The 17,903-nt window shown below is 48.1% G+C and carries 19 protein-coding genes; 6 read left to right on the forward strand and 13 right to left on the reverse strand.

Going from position 1 to position 17,903, the window contains the following annotated elements:
• Positions 1-7 precede the first annotated feature (7 nt).
• From A7981_RS01280 to A7981_RS01305, 6 genes are all read right to left on the reverse strand, one after another.
• On the reverse strand, positions 8-955 hold the full coding sequence (locus tag A7981_RS01280) for a septal ring lytic transglycosylase RlpA family protein (protein WP_067266355.1): 948 nt from the start codon (positions 953-955) through the stop codon (positions 8-10).
• Between the two features lie 2 nt (positions 956-957).
• Positions 958-2,052, reverse strand: coding sequence for a rod shape-determining protein RodA (gene rodA, locus A7981_RS01285; protein ID WP_067262898.1), 1,095 nt, complete (start codon positions 2,050-2,052; stop codon positions 958-960).
• A complete protein-coding gene (gene mrdA / locus A7981_RS01290; RefSeq protein ID WP_067262900.1) occupies positions 2,045-3,976 on the reverse strand; it encodes a penicillin-binding protein 2 in 1,932 nt (643 codons plus the stop codon). Before mrdA ends, rodA begins: the two co-directional genes overlap by 8 nt.
• Positions 3,977-3,979: 3 nt before the next feature.
• Positions 3,980-4,459 (reverse strand): rod shape-determining protein MreD, encoded by a 480-nt coding sequence (gene mreD / locus A7981_RS01295; RefSeq protein ID WP_067262902.1) that lies wholly within the window; start codon positions 4,457-4,459, stop codon positions 3,980-3,982.
• Positions 4,446-5,387, reverse strand: a complete 942-nt coding sequence (gene mreC / locus A7981_RS01300) for a rod shape-determining protein MreC (protein WP_067262905.1) — start codon at positions 5,385-5,387, stop codon at positions 4,446-4,448. Before mreC ends, mreD begins: the two co-directional genes overlap by 14 nt.
• An 85-nt stretch (positions 5,388-5,472) precedes the next feature.
• On the reverse strand, positions 5,473-6,516 hold the full coding sequence (locus tag A7981_RS01305) for a rod shape-determining protein (RefSeq protein WP_067262907.1): 1,044 nt from the start codon (positions 6,514-6,516) through the stop codon (positions 5,473-5,475).
• Positions 6,517-6,688: 172 nt separating this feature from the next.
• On the opposite strand from A7981_RS01305, the gene gatC reads away from it, so the two are divergent.
• From gatC to gatB, 3 genes are read left to right on the forward strand one after another with little or no spacing between them, the layout of a single operon-like run.
• Positions 6,689-6,976: an Asp-tRNA(Asn)/Glu-tRNA(Gln) amidotransferase subunit GatC gene (gene gatC, locus A7981_RS01310; RefSeq protein WP_067262910.1), complete on the forward strand. Its 288-nt coding sequence runs from the start codon at positions 6,689-6,691 to the stop codon at positions 6,974-6,976.
• A 5-nt stretch (positions 6,977-6,981) separates the two neighbouring features.
• Positions 6,982-8,451: an Asp-tRNA(Asn)/Glu-tRNA(Gln) amidotransferase subunit GatA gene (gatA, locus tag A7981_RS01315; protein ID WP_067262912.1), complete on the forward strand. Its 1,470-nt coding sequence runs from the start codon at positions 6,982-6,984 to the stop codon at positions 8,449-8,451.
• Positions 8,451-9,905, forward strand: coding sequence for an Asp-tRNA(Asn)/Glu-tRNA(Gln) amidotransferase subunit GatB (gene gatB / locus A7981_RS01320; protein ID WP_067262913.1), 1,455 nt, complete (start codon positions 8,451-8,453; stop codon positions 9,903-9,905). Before gatA ends, gatB begins: the two co-directional genes overlap by 1 nt.
• Before the next feature lie 27 nt (positions 9,906-9,932).
• Here the strand turns inward: gatB and A7981_RS01325 are convergent, their stop codons facing one another.
• The 3 genes from A7981_RS01325 to pyrE form a co-directional block, all read right to left on the reverse strand.
• Positions 9,933-10,577, reverse strand: a complete 645-nt coding sequence (locus A7981_RS01325; RefSeq protein ID WP_067262915.1) for a DUF4124 domain-containing protein — start codon at positions 10,575-10,577, stop codon at positions 9,933-9,935.
• Positions 10,578-10,732: 155 nt separating this feature from the next.
• A complete protein-coding gene (locus A7981_RS01330) occupies positions 10,733-11,239 on the reverse strand; it encodes a DNA-deoxyinosine glycosylase (protein ID WP_067262916.1) in 507 nt (168 codons plus the stop codon).
• 29 nt (positions 11,240-11,268) lie between these two features.
• A complete protein-coding gene (gene pyrE / locus A7981_RS01335; protein ID WP_067262918.1) occupies positions 11,269-11,934 on the reverse strand; it encodes an orotate phosphoribosyltransferase in 666 nt (221 codons plus the stop codon).
• A 26-nt stretch (positions 11,935-11,960) separates the two neighbouring features.
• Between pyrE and A7981_RS01340 the strand changes: the two genes are divergently transcribed.
• Complete coding sequence (locus A7981_RS01340) at positions 11,961-12,737, forward strand: exodeoxyribonuclease III (protein ID WP_067262919.1); 777 nt, start codon at positions 11,961-11,963, stop codon at positions 12,735-12,737.
• A 24-nt stretch (positions 12,738-12,761) separates the two neighbouring features.
• Here the strand turns inward: A7981_RS01340 and A7981_RS01345 are convergent, their stop codons facing one another.
• Positions 12,762-14,006 (reverse strand): AmpG family muropeptide MFS transporter, encoded by a 1,245-nt coding sequence (locus tag A7981_RS01345; protein WP_067262921.1) that lies wholly within the window; start codon positions 14,004-14,006, stop codon positions 12,762-12,764.
• A gap of 47 nt (positions 14,007-14,053) precedes the next feature.
• Between A7981_RS01345 and A7981_RS01350 the strand changes: the two genes are divergently transcribed.
• The gene (locus A7981_RS01350; protein WP_067262922.1) at positions 14,054-14,719 is read left to right on the forward strand and encodes a sulfite exporter TauE/SafE family protein; all 666 of its coding nucleotides are present in this window, start codon (positions 14,054-14,056) and stop codon (positions 14,717-14,719) included.
• Positions 14,720-14,723: 4 nt separating this feature from the next.
• On the opposite strand, the gene metW is transcribed toward A7981_RS01350, so the two are convergent.
• On the reverse strand, positions 14,724-15,344 hold the full coding sequence (gene metW / locus A7981_RS01355) for a methionine biosynthesis protein MetW (RefSeq protein ID WP_067262924.1): 621 nt from the start codon (positions 15,342-15,344) through the stop codon (positions 14,724-14,726).
• Positions 15,344-16,480: a homoserine O-acetyltransferase gene (locus A7981_RS01360; RefSeq protein ID WP_067262925.1), complete on the reverse strand. Its 1,137-nt coding sequence runs from the start codon at positions 16,478-16,480 to the stop codon at positions 15,344-15,346. Before A7981_RS01360 ends, metW begins: the two co-directional genes overlap by 1 nt.
• A 20-nt stretch (positions 16,481-16,500) precedes the next feature.
• Between A7981_RS01360 and A7981_RS01365 the strand changes: the two genes are divergently transcribed.
• Complete coding sequence (locus tag A7981_RS01365) at positions 16,501-17,055, forward strand: gamma carbonic anhydrase family protein (protein WP_067262927.1); 555 nt, start codon at positions 16,501-16,503, stop codon at positions 17,053-17,055.
• Here A7981_RS01365 and prmC read toward each other — a convergent pair.
• A complete protein-coding gene (gene prmC, locus A7981_RS01370; RefSeq protein WP_067262929.1) occupies positions 17,038-17,892 on the reverse strand; it encodes a peptide chain release factor N(5)-glutamine methyltransferase in 855 nt (284 codons plus the stop codon). The two genes, A7981_RS01365 and prmC, sit on opposite strands and share 18 nt — an antisense overlap.
• Between the last annotated feature and the right edge of the window lie 11 nt (positions 17,893-17,903).

Consider the following 17,903-nt stretch of genomic DNA (forward strand, 5'->3'; position numbering starts at 1 on the left):
TTTCCAATTACTTACGAATAACAATAGCATTGGTGCTAAGCACTTGCTTGATTTGAGCGGCAGCACGGTCGGCTTCTTCACGGTTTACGTAAGGTCCGAGCAGTACACGGTAGGTGCCAGTATTATACCAGCTAGCGATAGACACGTTCCCCACCAGATTGTTCTGGCGCAACTTGTCTTTTAATCCTTCTGCATTCGATTCGATCTTGAATGCACCCACTTGAACATAGTCGCCATTCACAGGCATTGTTTCCGGCACGGGATTCACAAATGCAGTCGTGCTTTCTGCAAGGGGTTGGCTCACGGGCGGTAGCGGCGTCTCGATTGGTGGTGTGGGCTGGGACGAAGCCTTGCCGGGGCGGGTATCTATGGCTTCAACCTCAACGAGCCCGCTACCCTTGCCAATCAAACGTAATTTGTAGGCAGCAGCATAAGAAAGATCAATCAGGCGGTCGCTATGGAAAGGCCCGCGATCATTGATGCGCACGATTACCGAGCGACCATTTTCTGGGTTGGTGACACGCACATAGCTCGGCAAGGGCAAGACGGTATGTGCGCCTGTCATGCCATACATGTCATATAACTCGCCGCTGGAAGTTTTCTGGCCGTGATAGCGTTTGCCATACCAAGATGCAATACCCGTTTGCTTATAAGGAACATACACCGTCATCGGCGTATAGCGCGTGCCAAGCGCGCTATAGGGTCTATTGGCACGTGCTAGAGGAACTTCAGCACGCGGCACAGCATCAGGAATGCCATCAATATCGGCTGGCGGATTATCGCCCGGGCCATCATCCAGATAATAACCACCACCTTTTTTAGCGATTGGTGGGGGCGGTGCTTTGCTGCCGCTGCTCACTGTTGGCTGCGATGTGGGTTTTACACTTGTTGTTCCGCCGCAAGCCGCAAGTATCAATGTTAAAGAAAGAACCAAAAATAGGCGCGTAGATTTCATCATCAGGTAGTCACCAGTTTCTTATGGGTATGAATGCTCATCAAAATACCAAAACCAAGCATAAGCGTTACTAAAGAAGTACCGCCATAGCTAATCAAGGGTAAGGGCACTCCTACGACAGGTAGAATGCCACTCACCATGCCGATATTGACAAAGATATAAGTGAAAAATGCCAATGTAATACTGCCAGCAAGCAGTCGGCAGAAGGTATTTTGCGCTTGGGCGGAGATCACAAGGCCACGCGCAATAATGAGCGTAAAGAGTAACAGTAGCAGGCAATTGCCTAATAAGCCAAATTCTTCACCGAATACCGCAAAAATGAAATCGGTAGTGCGTTCAGGCAGAAAGTCTAATTGTGCCTGTGTTCCATTGAGCCAGCCTTTGCCCGCGAGGCCGCCTGATCCCAGAGCGATCGTGGCTTGTATCGTATGATAGCCTGAGCCTAGTGGGTCTTGATAAGGGTCGAACAGTATCTCAATGCGTTTTCTTTGGTAGTCATGTAGCAATGACCACAATATGGGAGTGCTTGCCCCGATCAGGACGGCGCCGCCGATCAGTAGTCGCCAGCTGAGGCCTGCAAAGAATAATACATAAAAGCCAGATGCCCCGATGAGTAACGACGTGCCAAGATCAGGTTGCTTCATGATTAGTAGCACTGGGATGGCTAATAATATTGCGCCGACGACATGATCCGAAAATTGGATTGTTCCCTCACGTTTTGCAAAATACCAAGCCAGTAACATGGGAACTGCGATCTTCATGAGCTCGGAAGGCTGGATGCGCACAATGCCAAGATGCAGCCATCTGCGAGCGCCGTGGCTAATCTCACCGAAAAAATAGACGCCGATCAGCAATATCATCCCGAACGCATATAAAGGTAATGCCGCACGCTGCAAGTGTTGGGGTGGAATATTGGCGGCTATCCACATAGCACCTGTCGCGATGATGATATTGGCAAACTGTGAGGCGATGCGGTCAACGTTCTGACCTGATGCGCTATAAAGCACAAACAGCCCAATCAGCAGCGTGAAGAACAGGCAGCTCATCAGAAATGAGTCGATGTGCTTAATCAGATAACTCATGAGTTGTCTAATCATGAGGTGGCTCCTCTCCTTCATGCCCAGCCTCTGGTAGCGAAGCGGCATCTTTCGGGATGGACGGCTCAGCCGGCATTTTGCCTAATAGGTAATAATCCATGACTTTGCGTGCTACGGGCCCAGCCGTGGAGCCACCATGGCGGCCATTCTCGACGATGACGGCAATGGCAATGGTCGGATCTTCTGCGGGTGCATAAGCAATAAAGAGTGCATGATCCAGATGGCGCTCTGCCATTTTGCTTTCGTTGTATTTTTCATTTTGCTTGATACCGACCACTTGTGCCGTCCCCGATTTCGCAGCAATGGCATAAGGAGCGCCCGCACCCACAGAGGCAGCTGTACCTCCCGGTAGCGTTACATCGATCATGCCCGCTCTTACGATATCGATGTTTTTTTGTTCCAGCGGGATGCGGTCATTGGTGATCATTTGGATAGGGCGCGTGATACCGCTGAGATTCTCCTGAATGCTGGATACCAGACGAGGGCGTATTCCTACGCCGTTATTGGCTAATGTCGCAGTTGCTTGGGCTAACTGTAGAGGCGTAGTTAAAGTATAGCCTTGACCGATGCCGACAATGACGGTTTCTCCCGGAAACCATTTTTGTTTCCAGCGTTTGGCTTTCCATGCAGGCGTTGGCAATAAACCATCTGATTCGCCAACAATATCAATCCCTGTTTTTTTGCCAAAACCAAAATGACTGACGAACTCCGCAAGTCTGTCGATGCCAAGCTCCATTGCTAAGCCATAGAAGAAAGTATCACATGAGATTGTAATCGCGCGTCTGACATCTACTTGGCCATGGCCCGCTGGCTTCCAGTCTCGATAACGATGTGAACTACCGGGCAGCATAAAATAGCCGGGGTCGCTGATGCTGAATGGAGGTTCCCGCTTGCCGTTTTCAAGTCCTGCAAGGGCAACAAATGGTTTGAATGTTGAGCCAGGGGGGTATACGCCGCGTAACGGACGATTGACTAGCGGCTTATCCAGTGATTCATTCAGTGCTTTCCAGCTCTCACTATCTATACCATCTACAAACAGGTTTGGGTCATAAGTCGGTTGGCTCACATAGGCTAAGATTTCCCCATTTTTCGGGTTAATTGCCACCAGCGCCCCACGATAATCCCCAAACGCGTCTTCTGCGATTTTTTGCAGTTTGCTATCTATAGATAAAATCAGATTATCCCCTGGAATAGGTGCAGTGCTAGAAAGTACGCGCACAGCATGGCCATCCGCATCTATCTCCACCTGCTGGAAACCTGTCGTGCCATGCAAACTGCGCTCGTATGACTGTTCGAGCCCGCTTTTACCAATATGGTCAGAGCCTTTGTAGTTCGACAGGTCTTCTGATTCTTTTAGGGATGCAAGGTCTTTATCGTTGATACGACCAATATAACCAATTAAGTGGGAGCCCAATCTGCCTTCTGGGTAGTGGCGAAAAAGTCGTGATCTGATCTCAACGCCGGGGAATCTGTAGCGATTGACCGCAAACTTGGCGGCTTCTGTCTCATTTAGATGCGTGCGGATAGGCACGCTCTCGAAGCTATGGCTTTGCGTGCGTAGTTTTTTAAAGTTTTTGCGATCTAGGCTACCGATTTCAACGAAATGGCTGAGTTCTTCTATCGTCGCCTCGACGTTCTTTACTTTGGATGGCGTGATTTCGAGCGTATAAACGAAAAAATTGTGCGCGAGAATCACACCATTGCGATCAAGGATCAAGCCGCGATTAGGGACGATAGGTACCAAGGATATACGATTGTTCTCTGCCATCGTCTGGTAGTAATCGTATTTGGCATACTGTAGAAAAAAGAAACGGCTAGCCAGAACCCCAAAACATACCAGCACGAAAATCGCAGCGACAGCTAGCCTGAAGCGAAAATTGTACTGTTCCAGCTGGTAATTTTTAATCTCTGAGCGTGATCTCATGCATCAATTCTTATCAGCGTGAGTTTCAATGCCAATGCGCGAGAACATGATGAATTGCCATAGCAGAATCCCGCTCACGCATGGCAGAAGGTAACTCCACCCCGGACTTTCGCCGCCAGCAAATAACTTCAGCATCCACAATGTGAGTTGATTCAGAATAAGTAGTATGAATATATAACCAGACTGCTGCCAGATGTTAAATAAAGTGAGGCGGCGCTGGTAAGTGACGGCAAAAAAAGCAGTCACCGCATAAGCCAGCCCACACTGACCAAACAGCCCGCCGCTAGCCAGATCGATTAGCAAGCCTGCAAACCATGCCGTGCCGATATTGCAAAGTCTGGGGGAGCGTAACAGCCAGTAAAGTAATACCAGTAAAACAAAATCCGGCCGGATAAGTAAGCCCACTCCAGACCAAGGCAATAAGTAGCAGATAAACGCTACAAAAAGGCTTAAGTACATGGATTTGAGTTTAGCGGCTTGCATTATCCGCTTTCGGTTCTGATAATTCCGGCGTGATCGGTTTTGTTTTTTTGCTGATGGCGCGAGGGCTCATCGCATTTGGGTCTGGCAAATCGATCAGTAGTAACTGTTTATGGTTTTCGATGCCTGCACTCGGTTTACCCAGGATGCTGGCAAATGGCGAATTGGGATTGCGCTCGATATTGATGACTTCTGCAACAGCTAAGCCGGTCGGGTATACGCCATCAATACCGGAGGTGACCAGTTTATCGCCTTTGCGAATGTCGACATTGGCAGGCAGATACGGCAAGTCGATGCGTGTATCCTTGCCATGCCCAAATGCGATTGCGCGCAGGCCATTGCGTTCAACCTGAACGGGGATCGCCAGTTCTTTATCTGTAATCAACGTGACTTCACTACTGAAGGGGTAGACTTTCGTAACTTGTCCGATCACACCATCGGCATCTACGACGGCTTGCCCTTCAAGGATATTGTTCCTTGAGCCTAGATTGACGATCACTTTGTGCGTGAACGGATCACGACCCATATGCAGTATCTCGCCCATTTTTGCTGGCTGAGCCGAGCTTTGGGCGGCATCCAGTAAATTTCTTAAGTGTGCATTCTCGGTTTCGAGTGATTTGAAGCGTTGAAGCTCTGCGCTTTGCATCACTGCTTGTGTGTTTAGTCGTTGATTCTCTGATAATAGGCTGTTGTGGGTGACGAAATAATCCTTGGTGTTTTTGTATACATTGGCAGGGGTATTTGCCAGTATTTGTAAGGGATATAGTAGTGCGACGAAACCTTGGCGAATCTCAATCAAATAGTGAAGACGAGAGTCTGTCGCCATCAGGGATAGCGATAAAGCGGCAAAGAAGATGAGTCTGGCGAACGGGCTGGGGCCGCGTACAAAAAAAGCCGGAGTATATTGATTGTCAATTGCGCGACGCGGCATTGAAGTTTGGCCCTAATCTCAAACTCTTAAAATACAAAAAGCAGGCCGTATAACGGCCTGCGTGGTCAATCAATTACTTAAACGATCACTCGTCAGCAAACACGTTACCCAGTCTATCCATTTCTTCTAGCGCACGGCCACAGCCACGCGCCACGCATGTGAGTGGGTCTTCTGCCACGATCACAGGTAAACCGGTTTCTTCTAGTAGAAGGCGATCAAGATCGCGAAGTAATGCGCCACCGCCAGTGAGTACCATGCCTTTTTCAGCGATGTCTGCACCAAGTTCAGGGGGGGTTTGTTCAAGTGCCGATTTAACTGCACCTACGATGGCATTCAACGGCTCGGTCAATGCTTCCAATATCTCATTACTGGAGATCGTGAATTTGCGTGGCAGGCCTTCTGCAAGATTGCGGCCCGTGACTTCCATCTCTAATACTTCAGACCCCGGGAATGCTGAACCAATCTTCTTCTTGATCAGCTCTGCCGTTGGCTCGGAAATCTGCATGCCATAGTTACGGCGAATGTAATCAATAATGGCTTGATCAAATTTATCACCACCAACGCGTTCTGATTTTGCGTAAACAATACCGCCTAGTGAAATCACACCGACTTCCGTTGTGCCGCCGCCAATATCTACGACCATAGAGCCTGTCGCCTCAGCAACCGGCATATCTGCGCCGATCGCTGCTGCCATCGGTTCTTCGATCAGGTAAACCTGTCTTGCGCCAGCACCGATCGCTGATTCGCGAATAGCGCGACGTTCAACTTGTGTCGAGCCAACGGGTACACAGATGATGATGCGGGGGTTTGGTGAGAATAAACGGGATTCGTGGATCTTCTTGATGAAGTACTTGAGCATTTGCTCGGTGATCGTAAAGTCTGCGATCACGCCATCTTTCATCGGCCGAATCGCCGTGATATTGGCTGGTGCGCGACCTAGCATACGTTTGGCTTCAAGCCCAACTGCGAGCAAGGTCTTTTTGCCTGCTGGGCCACCTTCCTGGCGAATCGCAACAACAGAAGGCTCATCGAGGACGATGCCTTTGCCACGCACGTAAATCAGGGTGTTAGCGGTGCCTAAGTCGATGGCGAGATCATTGGAAAAATAACTGTTTAAAATACCGAACATTGTTTGTATATCCTGAGCGAACCGCCGCGTGCGTCTATAGTGTAGAGGCTGCGGCTGAAGATGTGCATAAAATCAAGGTATAATACCCCATGTAGTGCCGAATTTTAAGACCGATTTTGATTTTAGGCCGTTAATTTTGCTAACGGACGATTTTATTTAAGTGTGAACGTATATGTCTTTGACTACTGCTGACGTTAAACGCATGGCACATCTTGCCCGTATTGAGGTGAGTGATGACGATGCGGAAGCTACCCTGAAAAAACTTTCCGGCATTTTAAAACTGATCGAACAGATGCAATCTGTTGATACGACTGGCATCCAGCCTATGTCGCATTCACAGGATCTCGTGCAGCGCCTGCGAGAAGATGTCGTGACTGAGACTAATCAGCGTGAATCTTTTCAGGCGATTGCGCCAGCCGTTGAAGACGGTCTTTATCTCGTCCCCAAAGTCATCGAATAACAAACATGATAAATAGTAGCTTAAAGCAGCTAGGCACTTTGCTTGCCGAAAAAAAGATATCCAGCGTTGAGCTGACTCAGCAATTTCTGGATCGTATAGACCAACATAATCCTGAGATCAACGCCTATATCGCGTTGGATAAAGAGATCACGCTGGCACAGGCTAAAGCGGCAGACCAAAGAATTGCACAGGGTTCAGCCACTGCGCTGACTGGTATCCCAATCGCCCAGAAAGATATTTTTGTCGCTAAAGGTTGGCAGACTACTTGTGGCTCGAAGATGCTGGAAAATTTTATCGGCCCTTACGATGCGCATGTCATCAAACAGTTTGATACAGCAGGTGCGGTCAACCTCGGCAAGACCAACATGGATGAGTTCGCCATGGGGTCATCCAATGAGACGAGTTATTTCGGCAAGGTGCAAAACCCGTGGGATCGTAGCCGTGTACCAGGAGGTAGCTCAGGCGGTAGTGCAGCCGCAGTGGCTGCGCGCTTATGCGCAGCTGCTACAGGTACTGATACTGGTGGTTCTATTCGTCAACCGGCTTCGCTTTGTGGTTTGTCTGGCCTTAAACCTACGTATGGGTTGGTATCACGCTACGGCATGATCGCTTTTGCATCTTCACTGGATCAAGCCGGGCCAATGGCTAAATCCTGTGAAGATATGGCATTGATGATGAATGTGATGACAGGTTTTGACGAACGCGATTCGACGAGCCTGCAACGCGAGAAAGAAGATTACACCCGTGATCTGAATAAACCATTGGCGGGCTTACGTGTCGGGTTGCCAAAAGAATATTTCGCCGAAGGCCTGGGCGCTGATGTCGCGAAAGTGATTGAAGAAGCTATTGCTGAGTATCGCAAGCTGGGTGCCGAGATCGTGGATATTAGCTTGCCGAATACGCAGCTTTCCATTCCTGTTTATTACGTATTGGCTCCCGCGGAAGCTTCAAGCAATCTATCTCGTTTTGACGGTGTGCGTTATGGTCACCGCGCCGCACAATATGATGATTTGATGGATATGTACTGTAAGAGCCGTGCCGAAGGTTTTGGCGCGGAAGTGAAGCGCCGTATCCTGATCGGTACTTATGTATTGAGTGCGGGTTATTACGATGCCTATTATCTTAAAGCACAGCAGATACGCCGCCTAATCGCGCAAGACTTTGAAGAGGCTTTCAAACATTGCGACATCATTCTTGGTCCGACGGCGCCTTCTACCGCTTTTAAAGCCGGTGAAAAAGCTGATGATCCGGTCTCGATGTATTTGCAGGATATCTATACGATTGCCGTGAATTTGGCCGGTTTGCCGGGGATGAGCATTCCAGCAGGATTCACGCAAACTGTTGACGGAAAATCTTTGCCTGTCGGTTTACAGATCATCGGTAATTATTTTGATGAAGCTCGCATGCTGAATGCTGGTCATGCGTATCAACAAGTCACAGATTGGCATAGCCGTATGCCTGAGGGAATCGCATAATGGAATGGGAAGTCGTTATCGGGCTGGAAACGCATACCCAGCTGCAAACCAAATCCAAGATATTTTCCGGTAGCAGTATCGCTTTCGGCGCAGCGCCTAATACACAAGCCAGTGCTGTTGATATCGCTTTGCCTGGTGTGTTGCCTGTATTGAATAAAGAGGCTGTTCAATGTGCGATCAAATTCGGATTGGCTGTCGATGCCGAGATTTCCCCGCGCTCAGTATTCGCGCGTAAAAACTACTTTTATCCTGATCTGCCAAAAGGTTATCAGATCAGTCAATATGAATTACCGGTCGTTGGTAAAGGCTCACTGACGATTCATGTCGGTGCGTCAGCAGGTAATGAAAATGGTTACGAGAAGACGATTAATATTACCCGCGCGCATTTGGAGGAAGATGCAGGTAAATCCGTTCATGGGGCAAGTGAAGGCATGTCGGGTATTGATCTGAATCGCGCAGGCACACCGTTATTGGAGATCGTCACTGAACCCGATATGCGCTCTGCGGCAGAAGCCGTTGCTTACGCCAAAAAACTGCATGAGCTAGTCCAATGGATAGGCATTTGCGATGGCAATATGCAGGAAGGTAGTTTTCGTTGTGATGTGAACGTATCTGTACGCAAAAAAGGTGCCGAGAAGCTTGGGACGCGTCGTGAGATCAAGAACCTGAATTCTTTCCGCTTTATGCAACAGGCGATTGAATATGAGACCCGCTGGCAGATAGAAACATTGGAAGATGGCGGCACGATCCAACAGGCAACCGTGTTGTTCAACCCTGATACGGGCGAGACAAAAGCGATGCGCTCGAAAGAAGAGGCCAATGACTATCGCTACTTCCCTGATCCGGACTTACTGCCTTTGCAGATCACCGCAAGCGATATTGAGGCGATAAAAGCCGTGATGCCTGAATTGCCTGCTGATATGAAAGCTAGGTTTGAAGGTGAGTATTCGCTTTCAGCTTATGATGCAGCGGCATTGACTGCATCGCGTGGCATTGCAGATTATTTTATCGCTACGACAGCGGCTTTTGGCGGTGATGCCAAGATCGCGGCAAACTGGGTCATGGGTGCGGTTGCCGCAAAATTGAATGAAGAAGGTAAAGATATTTCTGCATCCCCAGTTTCACCAACTGCGCTTGCAAGCCTGCTCAAGCGTATTGCAGATAACACTATCTCCAATAAAATAGCGCGAGAAGTGTTTGAGGCGATGTGGGCTGGTGAGGGAGATGCAGACCACATCATCGATAAAAAAGGGTTGAAACAGGTGACCGACAGCGGTGCTATCGAATCTATCATTGATGAAGTGCTGGCTGCAAATGCTGCCATGGTTGAGGAATTCAAGGCCGGTAAAGAAAAGGCTTTTAATGCATTGGTAGGTCAGGCGATGAAAGCTTCAAAAGGCAAGGCGAACCCTGCGCAAGTGAACGAGTTGCTTAAGAAGAAGCTGGCAAGCTAAGTGATTAAAACCTCTAGTTTAGAGGTTTTAATCTTCTGTTTTAGTGCCTGCAGCTTTTTCTTTCAGTGAGATAAAGCGTTGCTTATCTATATCGAAACGGGCCCGTGTCGCATCCATACTGGCTAAGCGTTGTTTGATCTGCTCATCGATATTGCTGATTTCAGTTTTGGCATCTAAGAGTTCCTTATTTACCTCGTCAGGTAACGGCTTTTTGCGATTATTAAAGCCATCTACTCTTTTCTGAATATTACCCAAGCGTACAACAGTACCTTCCCTGCGTTGTTTCAGGCCGGTAATCGTGATCTCGTCCATTTGCAGATTACGGTCGCGCGCGAGATCGATTTCTTCTTGGGTGGTATATGAGGCCAGTAATGCGCGGTCACGCCTTGCCAATTCCTGATTTTTCTCAGCGACCGCCGTAGCTTGCGCGGGTGCCGCTACGTTACGTTGAATCACGATGCCTCGTGAATTAATGACGGTATTATCGCGCCCTGAATATTGTGCCGGAATGCTGTCTCCGTAGTGCGTTATTCCTTTTTCATCTACCCATTTTACGATCTTGCCACTGCCTCCCTGCTTATTGGATTCAGCGGCTATCGCCTGCTGGCAAACACAGAGTGCTGCCAAAAAAAGCAAAGCAGATGTGGCTACGGGCGACCGTAAGTTATACATATCTTTCTAAAATCCCCAGGATAGATGTGATTGCAATATTCTTTATTATGGAAAGATTCTGCGCCATATCAGGTTGACTCCGCAAATGATATCTATCGAGACGTTCTACCTAATGACAAAAAGTGTCATTATTTTAAAGAGGCATGAAAAACTGATTATTCTGTAGATTGGACGCTTTTCCAAGCAGAGAGTTTCTTCTCTTTAGATATTGAGGCATTGGCAGGGCTGGTAGATGGCAATTTCGTAAAGCGAATGTGACTAGTATTTTTTAGTGTCGGCAATATGTAGCGTTTGAATGCAGCTTCTGCTTTTGTGCCATTGAAGAAAACGGAGTGAATATGGGGGTGTAACAGGAAAAAGTGCGAGAAATCATTGGCGATGATGGATATTTCCTCAATATCACTATCTAAGCTGCCCTCTCGTTCACACTCCTGTACAACATCCCAGATGGCGATGCCATTTTGAATCAGGATCTGAAGCCTTGTTGCATATGGCAGGTGTGGCGATGCGCCAAAAAGCTCACCCATTATTTGCCAGAATAGGTTGTGCGGATGCCCGTAGTACTCTTGTTTGGTGAGCGATACCTGCCCAGGCATGGAGCCTAGGATGAGTATTTTTGCATCAGGCGCTGCTATTGGAGCGAAGCAGTTGATGATTGCCATGGTGTTTGAGTAATCGCTTAAATACAGAGTTAAATGACGCCGTAGGCTTGGCGATAGGCTTCAATCGCTGGTTTGAATGTTGCAAGCTCAGGGGCGCCTTGCAAGTATTTTATTAAATCTGCCAATCCGGCAATACTAATCACTGGTAAGCCATTTCTTTGTTCAACTTCTTGCACTGCGGACAGCTCGCCTAAGCCTCGCTCTTGCCGATCAAGCGCAATCGTGACACCGCAGGGAGTCGCATTGGCTTGCTGGATGATATCGACAGATTCGCGGATGGATGTTCCCGCCGAGATCACGTCATCCACGATCAGCACTCGCCCTTGTAAGGGTGCGCCCACGATAGTGCCCCCTTCACCGTGATCTTTGGCTTCCTTGCGATTATAGGCATAAGGCACATTGCGTCCTTGTCTTGCCAGTGCAATGACGATGCACGCTGCAAGGGTGATGCCTTTATATGCCGGGCCAAACAGCATGTCGAATTGGATACCTGATTTGATGATAGCGGCAGCATAGAATTCGCCTAGCTTCATCAGGCTTTCACCGTCATTGAAGAAGCCGGCATTAAAAAAGTAAGGGCTGAGGCGTCCGGCTTTGGTTTTAAACTCACCAAAACGCAGAACTTGTTTATTAATAGCAAACTGGATGAATTCTTGCGTAAAATCCTGAGTAGAGCTTTGGCTGGTATTGATCATGGCGACTAGATAACGAAGGGTTTGAATTGTTACGTATTATATCTGCGAATCTCAATGGCATACGCTCTGCCGTCAACAAAGGTTTTTTAACATGGATGGCAAAGCAGGATGCCGACATCATCTGCATGCAAGAACTAAAGGCGCAGGCTGATGATTTGACGCCAGAAACGTTGGCACCAGCAGGCTATCAAGGCTATTTTCATTATGCCGAGAAAAAAGGTTACAGCGGTGTTGGCATTTACTGTAGAAAAACGCCTGACGCTGTTATTGAAGGGCTCGGCCATGCAGATATCGATGCTGAAGGGCGATACATCGAGCTGCGATTCGGTAATCTAAGCGTGGTCTCCCTTTATCTTCCCTCGGGCTCAAGTGGTGAAGAGCGTCAGACGGTTAAATTCAGTGTGATGGCAAGGTTTCTTCCCCATCTGATTAATCTTAAAGCAACGGGGCGAGATGTCGTCATTTGTGGTGATTGGAACATCGCACACAAAGAGGCCGACTTGAAAAACTGGAAAGGCAACAAGAAAAACTCCGGCTTTCTGCCAGAAGAGCGGCTCTGGATGACGGAACTATTTGAGAATCATGGCTGGGTAGATGCCTACCGTTATCTGCACCCTGATACCTTGGATGAATGCTATACATGGTGGAGTAACCGCGGGCAGGCTTGGGCCAAGAATGTGGGTTGGCGTATCGATTACCAAGTCGCCACGCCTGAGATAGGTAAAAAAGCCATAAAGGCTAGTATTTATAAAGCTGAGCGTTTTTCTGACCACGCGCCTTTATTGATCGACTATCTGGCGTAATAACAAAGGCTGAGAATGAATAGTTTAATTTTCAGCCTTTGAGTTCCAAGGCGCTATTTTAAGAAGCAACAGCATGCCGGGGATGGCCGCTAAAAAACAGAACAGGAAGAAAGAAACCCAGCCAAGCATATCAACCAGATAGCCAGTGGCTGCATTGGCAAAAGTGCGGGGAACTGCTGCAAGGCTCGTAAATAGTGCGAATTGCGTTGCGCTATAAAGCGGGTCTGTATTCTTGGCGATGTAGGCAACAAAAGCCGCTGTACCTAAACCCACGCCAAAGGCTTCAATGCCAATTACGATACCTAACCATAATAGATCGTGTCCAACGACGGCTAGCCATGCAAAGCCCAATATGGCTAACATCTGTACTGCCCCAAATAGCCATAAAGCGCGGTTGATGCCCAAGCGTATCATCCATATGCCACCTAGTAATCCACCGATCACGCTGGGCCACAAACCGGCGTTCTTGGCGATCAGACCGATTTCGGTCTTACTGAAACCCATATCTAGATAGAACGGGGTAGCAAGTGCTGTGGCCATGCTATCGCCAAGCTTATAGAAGAATATGAAAGCTAGAATCAGTAAGGCGGAGTTCAGTCCGTTGCGATGAATAAATTCATTGAATGGCTCAACTACTGCCGCTTTTAGTGTTTTTGGGCGCCCCGGTTTGAGCGCTGGTTCTTTTACAACTAAAGTCATTAGGATGCCGGGCAGCATAAATAATGCCGTGATTAGGAATACACTATCCCAAGCCAGATGATCTGCAAGTATTAAAGATAGAGAGCCTGGCACTAGACCAGCGATTTTGTAGGCGTTCACATGAATGACATTGCCCATGCCTAATTCAATATCGGGCAATATCTCGCGCCGATAAGCATCAATGACGACATCTTGGCTGGCACTGAAAAATGCAACGCAAGCGGCAAGATAAGCAATCGTCCAAATATCTAAAACCGCATGTAGTTCACCAAAAAGTGGGATGCTAAGCAGCAACGCAATTTGTGACACTAATAACCAACCACGCCTGCGCCCCATCGGAGGAATGTAACGATCAAATATCGGTGCCCATAGAAATTTCCATGTGAATGGCAGCTGTATCAAAGCAAAGAGACCTATCGCTTTGAGGTTTACGCCTTCGGATCTTAGCCATGCGGGCAATAAGCTGATGAGTATGAATAATGGTAGGCCAGAGCTAAAACCAGTGAAGATGCAGATAAGCATGCGCTTGTTGAATAGCACATCGCGGATGGCAGGATTGTTTGTTGTCATGGGCGTAACATTACCCGAAATAGCATGCCTCGTGCCACAATATCGGCATGTTGGAACTCAGCTTATTTAGTGCTTTTCTGGTTGGCCTGCTTGGTGGCGGGCATTGCGTCGGTATGTGTGGCGGTATTGTCGGTGCTGTCACCATGACATTGCCGCAGAGTAAACCGAAACTTGGGTTCATCTTTAGTTATAACAGCGGGCGCATCGTTAGCTATGGTCTGGCAGGTTTGCTTGCAGGGTTCTTGGGTGCTTCAAGCTTGTTTCTTGACCATGTTCTGCCAGTACAAAAAATATTGTATGGCTTGGCAAGCGGGATGCTCGTGCTCTTAGGGTTGTATCTCGCGGGCATTTGGCATGGCGTGACTTATTTGGAGCGTATTGGTGTTGCACTATGGGTGCGGTTGCAACCCTATTCCAAGCGGTTTCTTCCAGTGCAGACCTTATCCCAAGGTTTCCTAGTCGGTGCGATATGGGGTTGGTTGCCCTGCGGGCTTGTTTATAGCGTGTTAATTGCCGCCATTGCTACAGGTAATGCATTGGATGGCGGTTTGTTAATGCTCGTCTTTGGCGTAGGTACATTACCGACTTTGCTTGCGATGGGTATGACGGCCGTTAAGCTGAAAAAGGCGTTACAGAATATTTGGCTTAGACGATTGAGTGGTTTGATCGTGCTGTATTTTGGCGTAGCCGGACTGTGGCGACTTTTATACTAAATGGCTATTCAGATTGTTGTAATCGATACATTGCCAAGCTACCTAGCAAGTTTGGCATAAAGCTAATTGGATGGCCGTTCGTTAATACAAAACGCTCTTTCACGCGAATATTGTGTTTTTCGCAGAATTCATCAAAATCCTTGATGGTGCAAAGGTGCACATTTGGTGTGTCGTACCATTGATAAGGTAGGTTTTCGGAGACAGGCATCTGCCCTGCAATGAGCTGGGAACGCAGTGGCCAGTAGCCGAAATTCGGGAATGTCACGATAGCTTCACGGCCAACACGTAACATTTCTTGGATGATGCCTTCTGTGTTTTGAACAGCTTGCAATGTCTGTGAAAGGATGACGACATCGAAAGACTTGTCATCGAATCCAGACAGTCCTGCTTCCAAGTCCATTTGGATCACATCGATATTGTTCTGCATGCTGGCGAGCCAGTTGGCATCATCTTTTTCAACGCCATAGCCGCGTACTTCCAGTGTATCTCGTAGGTAACCGAGTAATGCGCCATCTCCACAGCCAAGATCCAAAACTTTAGCACCAGCCCCTATCCATTTTGCTATTAACGCAAAATCTCTACGTTTTTTTGCGGCTTCAACAAAATTTGGTTGACTGTTTGACATTATTCGCCCTTTATCTTGATCTTGCGGAAGTAGGCACGCAGGATATTGTGATAATGCGGGTCAGGCATTAGGAAGGCGTCATGCCCGTGGGCGGCAGTCACTTCAGCGTAACTGACTGAGCGCTTATTATCGAGCAAGGCTTGTACGATTTCGCGTGAGCGTGCAGGTGAGAAGCGCCAATCACTAGTGAACGAAATCACAAGGAACTTGGCTTTAGCGCGCGCTAAAGCCGCGGCCAGATTGCCGTTGTATTCAAGCGCTGGATCATAGTAATCCAATGCACGGGTCATGCGTAAATAAGTGTTGGCATCGAACTCTGCTGCGAATTTATCGCCTTGATAGCGCAGGTAAGATTCCATTTCGAATTCGACATCAAAGCTATACTTGATCTCGCCTTCGCGTAGCTTGCGCCCGAATTTTGCACCCATCGCATCATCAGAAAGATAGGTGATGTGCCCTAACATACGGGCGATGCGTAAACCTCGTCGTGGCACGACCCCATGTTCGTAATAGTCACCACCGTAAAATTCTGGATCGGTGATGATCGCCTGACGTGCGACTTCATTGAATGCCATGTTCTGTGCTGTCAGGTTTGGCGCGGATGCGATCAGCAATGCATGTTGTATGCGGTCAGGGTAGCTCAACGTCCACTGCAAAGCTTGCATGCCACCAAGGCTGCCACCGACGACTGCTGCTAGTTGCTCAATGCCAAGATGATCCGCTAGGCGCGCTTGAGAATCTACCCAGTCTTCTACTGTGAGCAATGGGAATGTGGCGCCCCAAGGTTTTTGCTTTGCCGGATTGATGGTAGCAGGGCCGCTGCTGCCATGACAGCCCCCAAGATTATTTAAAGCTATGACAAAGAAACGATTGGTATCTAATGGTTTGCCGGGGCCGATGAGGTTGTCCCACCAGCCGGGGTGTTTGTCATTTTCACTGTGGAATCCTGCAGCATGATGGTTGCCAGAGAGTGCGTGGCAGATCATCACTGCATTGGATTTTTCGGCATTCAGGGTGCCATATGTTTCATAGACGATATCGTACTCAGGCAGGACTTCGCCGCTTTTAAGCGTGAGTAGCTTGCTAAAATGCGCTACTTGCGGGGTAACGATACCGATGGATGTTGAATCTGACATGCTCGGATTATACTACGGCTATGAGCAACGCTAAAAATCCAAATATTGAAAGTTATCAAGGCATCGCCCCTGACATTGCAGAAGGTGTCTTTATCCATCATTCTGCAACAGTGATCGGTGATGTGAGTCTTGGTGAGGATGTCTCCATTTGGCCGGGTACCATAGTGCGTGGAGATGTGAATCATATCCGCATCGGCAAAGGGAGTAATGTGCAGGATCTCAGTATGTTGCATGTTAGCCACAAGTCGAGCTGGGCACCAGATGGCTCACCGCTCATGATTGGTCAGAATGTCACGATTGGGCATCGGGTGATTTTGCATGGGTGCACTATCGAAGACGAGTGCCTGATCGGCATGGGCAGCATCGTCATGGATAATGTGATCGTGCAAAAACATGTGTTAGTGGGTGCGGGTAGTTTAGTACCAGAAGGCAAGGTGCTGGAGAGTGGATATCTCTATCTAGGCAGTCCTGCTAAGAAAGTGCGCGCATTGACTGATGCCGAGATTGCACATTTTATATATTCGGCAAATCACTACATGCGCTTAAAAAACCAGTATCTACTTCAGGCAACCTGAGGTGACGCGGAGGATACCCGCTAGGTCTTTAGTTGAATAGATATCTTGAAATCCAGCTATAGATAATAGTGCGCTTACCTGATCTGCCTGATTGTAGCCATGTTCAAGCATCAACCAGCCGTCTGCATTTAGAAACTGTTTGCTAGTTTCGATGATTTTGCGGATATCGTCTAAACCATCTATGCCTGATGCTAATGCACTTAATGGTTCGAAGCGGAGATCGTCTTGATGCAAATGCGGGTCTGTTGCTTCGATGTAAGGAGGGTTGCTGACGATGATATCGAATCTCTCATCATTGATGCTTGAGAACCAATTGCTTAATAGGAAACGAGTGTTTGAGACATTTAATGTTGTCCCGTTTTGCTTGGCAATTGCCAGTGCTTTTTCTGATCTATCAACGGCGGTTATTTGGCTTATTGGCCTGTTGATGGCGATTGCTAAGGCAATGGCGCCAGTGCCAGTGCCTAAGTCTAGTACATTGAATTTTTTGTCTTCGGGTATTTTTGCTAATGCCGCTTCGACCAATGTTTCGGTATCGGGACGTGGAATCAAGGTATCAGGTGTCACCTTGAGATCTAATCCGAAGAACTCTCGTTTGCCAGTGATGTAGGCGATAGGTTCGCCATCGATTCGGCGGGCTAGTAGTGACTCAAATCTGTCGCGTACGTCTGGTTGGATAAGGTCTTCTTCGTGTGCAATCAGCCATGCATGCGAGACATCGCCTAATGCATGCGCCAAAAGGGCGCGTACTTCTATGCGTGCCTCCGTCTGGTCATATGCCAGCTTTTCAACTAAGCGATTACGGGCGCAAGCAATTAGGTTTCTAAGGTGTGCCATTAAATGAGCTT

It is taken from the genome of Methylovorus sp. MM2, from assembly GCF_001648895.1.
Lineage (GTDB): Bacteria > Pseudomonadota > Gammaproteobacteria > Burkholderiales > Methylophilaceae > MM1.

What these genes read in the sequence shown, in the direction of transcription:
- A7981_RS01280 (WP_067266355.1), bottom strand. Translation starts at nt 955, where the DNA reads ATGAAATCTACGCGCCTATTTTTGGTTCTTTCTTTAACATTGATACTT.
- rodA (WP_067262898.1), bottom strand. Translation starts at nt 2,052, where the DNA reads ATGATTAGACAACTCATGAGTTATCTGATTAAGCACATCGACTCATTT.
- mrdA (WP_067262900.1), bottom strand. Translation starts at nt 3,976, where the DNA reads ATGAGATCACGCTCAGAGATTAAAAATTACCAGCTGGAACAGTACAAT.
- mreD (WP_067262902.1), bottom strand. Translation starts at nt 4,459, where the DNA reads ATGCAAGCCGCTAAACTCAAATCCATGTACTTAAGCCTTTTTGTAGCG.
- mreC (WP_067262905.1), bottom strand. Translation starts at nt 5,387, where the DNA reads ATGCCGCGTCGCGCAATTGACAATCAATATACTCCGGCTTTTTTTGTA.
- A7981_RS01305 (WP_067262907.1), bottom strand. Translation starts at nt 6,516, where the DNA reads ATGTTCGGTATTTTAAACAGTTATTTTTCCAATGATCTCGCCATCGAC.
- gatC (WP_067262910.1), top strand. Translation starts at nt 6,689, where the DNA reads ATGTCTTTGACTACTGCTGACGTTAAACGCATGGCACATCTTGCCCGT.
- gatA (WP_067262912.1), top strand. Translation starts at nt 6,982, where the DNA reads ATGATAAATAGTAGCTTAAAGCAGCTAGGCACTTTGCTTGCCGAAAAA.
- gatB (WP_067262913.1), top strand. Translation starts at nt 8,451, where the DNA reads ATGGAATGGGAAGTCGTTATCGGGCTGGAAACGCATACCCAGCTGCAA.
- A7981_RS01325 (WP_067262915.1), bottom strand. Translation starts at nt 10,577, where the DNA reads ATGTATAACTTACGGTCGCCCGTAGCCACATCTGCTTTGCTTTTTTTG.
- A7981_RS01330 (WP_067262916.1), bottom strand. Translation starts at nt 11,239, where the DNA reads ATGGCAATCATCAACTGCTTCGCTCCAATAGCAGCGCCTGATGCAAAA.
- pyrE (WP_067262918.1), bottom strand. Translation starts at nt 11,934, where the DNA reads ATGATCAATACCAGCCAAAGCTCTACTCAGGATTTTACGCAAGAATTC.
- A7981_RS01345 (WP_067262921.1), bottom strand. Translation starts at nt 14,006, where the DNA reads ATGACAACAAACAATCCTGCCATCCGCGATGTGCTATTCAACAAGCGC.
- A7981_RS01350 (WP_067262922.1), top strand. Translation starts at nt 14,054, where the DNA reads ATGTTGGAACTCAGCTTATTTAGTGCTTTTCTGGTTGGCCTGCTTGGT.
- metW (WP_067262924.1), bottom strand. Translation starts at nt 15,344, where the DNA reads ATGTCAAACAGTCAACCAAATTTTGTTGAAGCCGCAAAAAAACGTAGA.
- A7981_RS01360 (WP_067262925.1), bottom strand. Translation starts at nt 16,480, where the DNA reads ATGTCAGATTCAACATCCATCGGTATCGTTACCCCGCAAGTAGCGCAT.
- A7981_RS01365 (WP_067262927.1), top strand. Translation starts at nt 16,501, where the DNA reads ATGAGCAACGCTAAAAATCCAAATATTGAAAGTTATCAAGGCATCGCC.
- prmC (WP_067262929.1), bottom strand. Translation starts at nt 17,892, where the DNA reads ATGGCACACCTTAGAAACCTAATTGCTTGCGCCCGTAATCGCTTAGTT.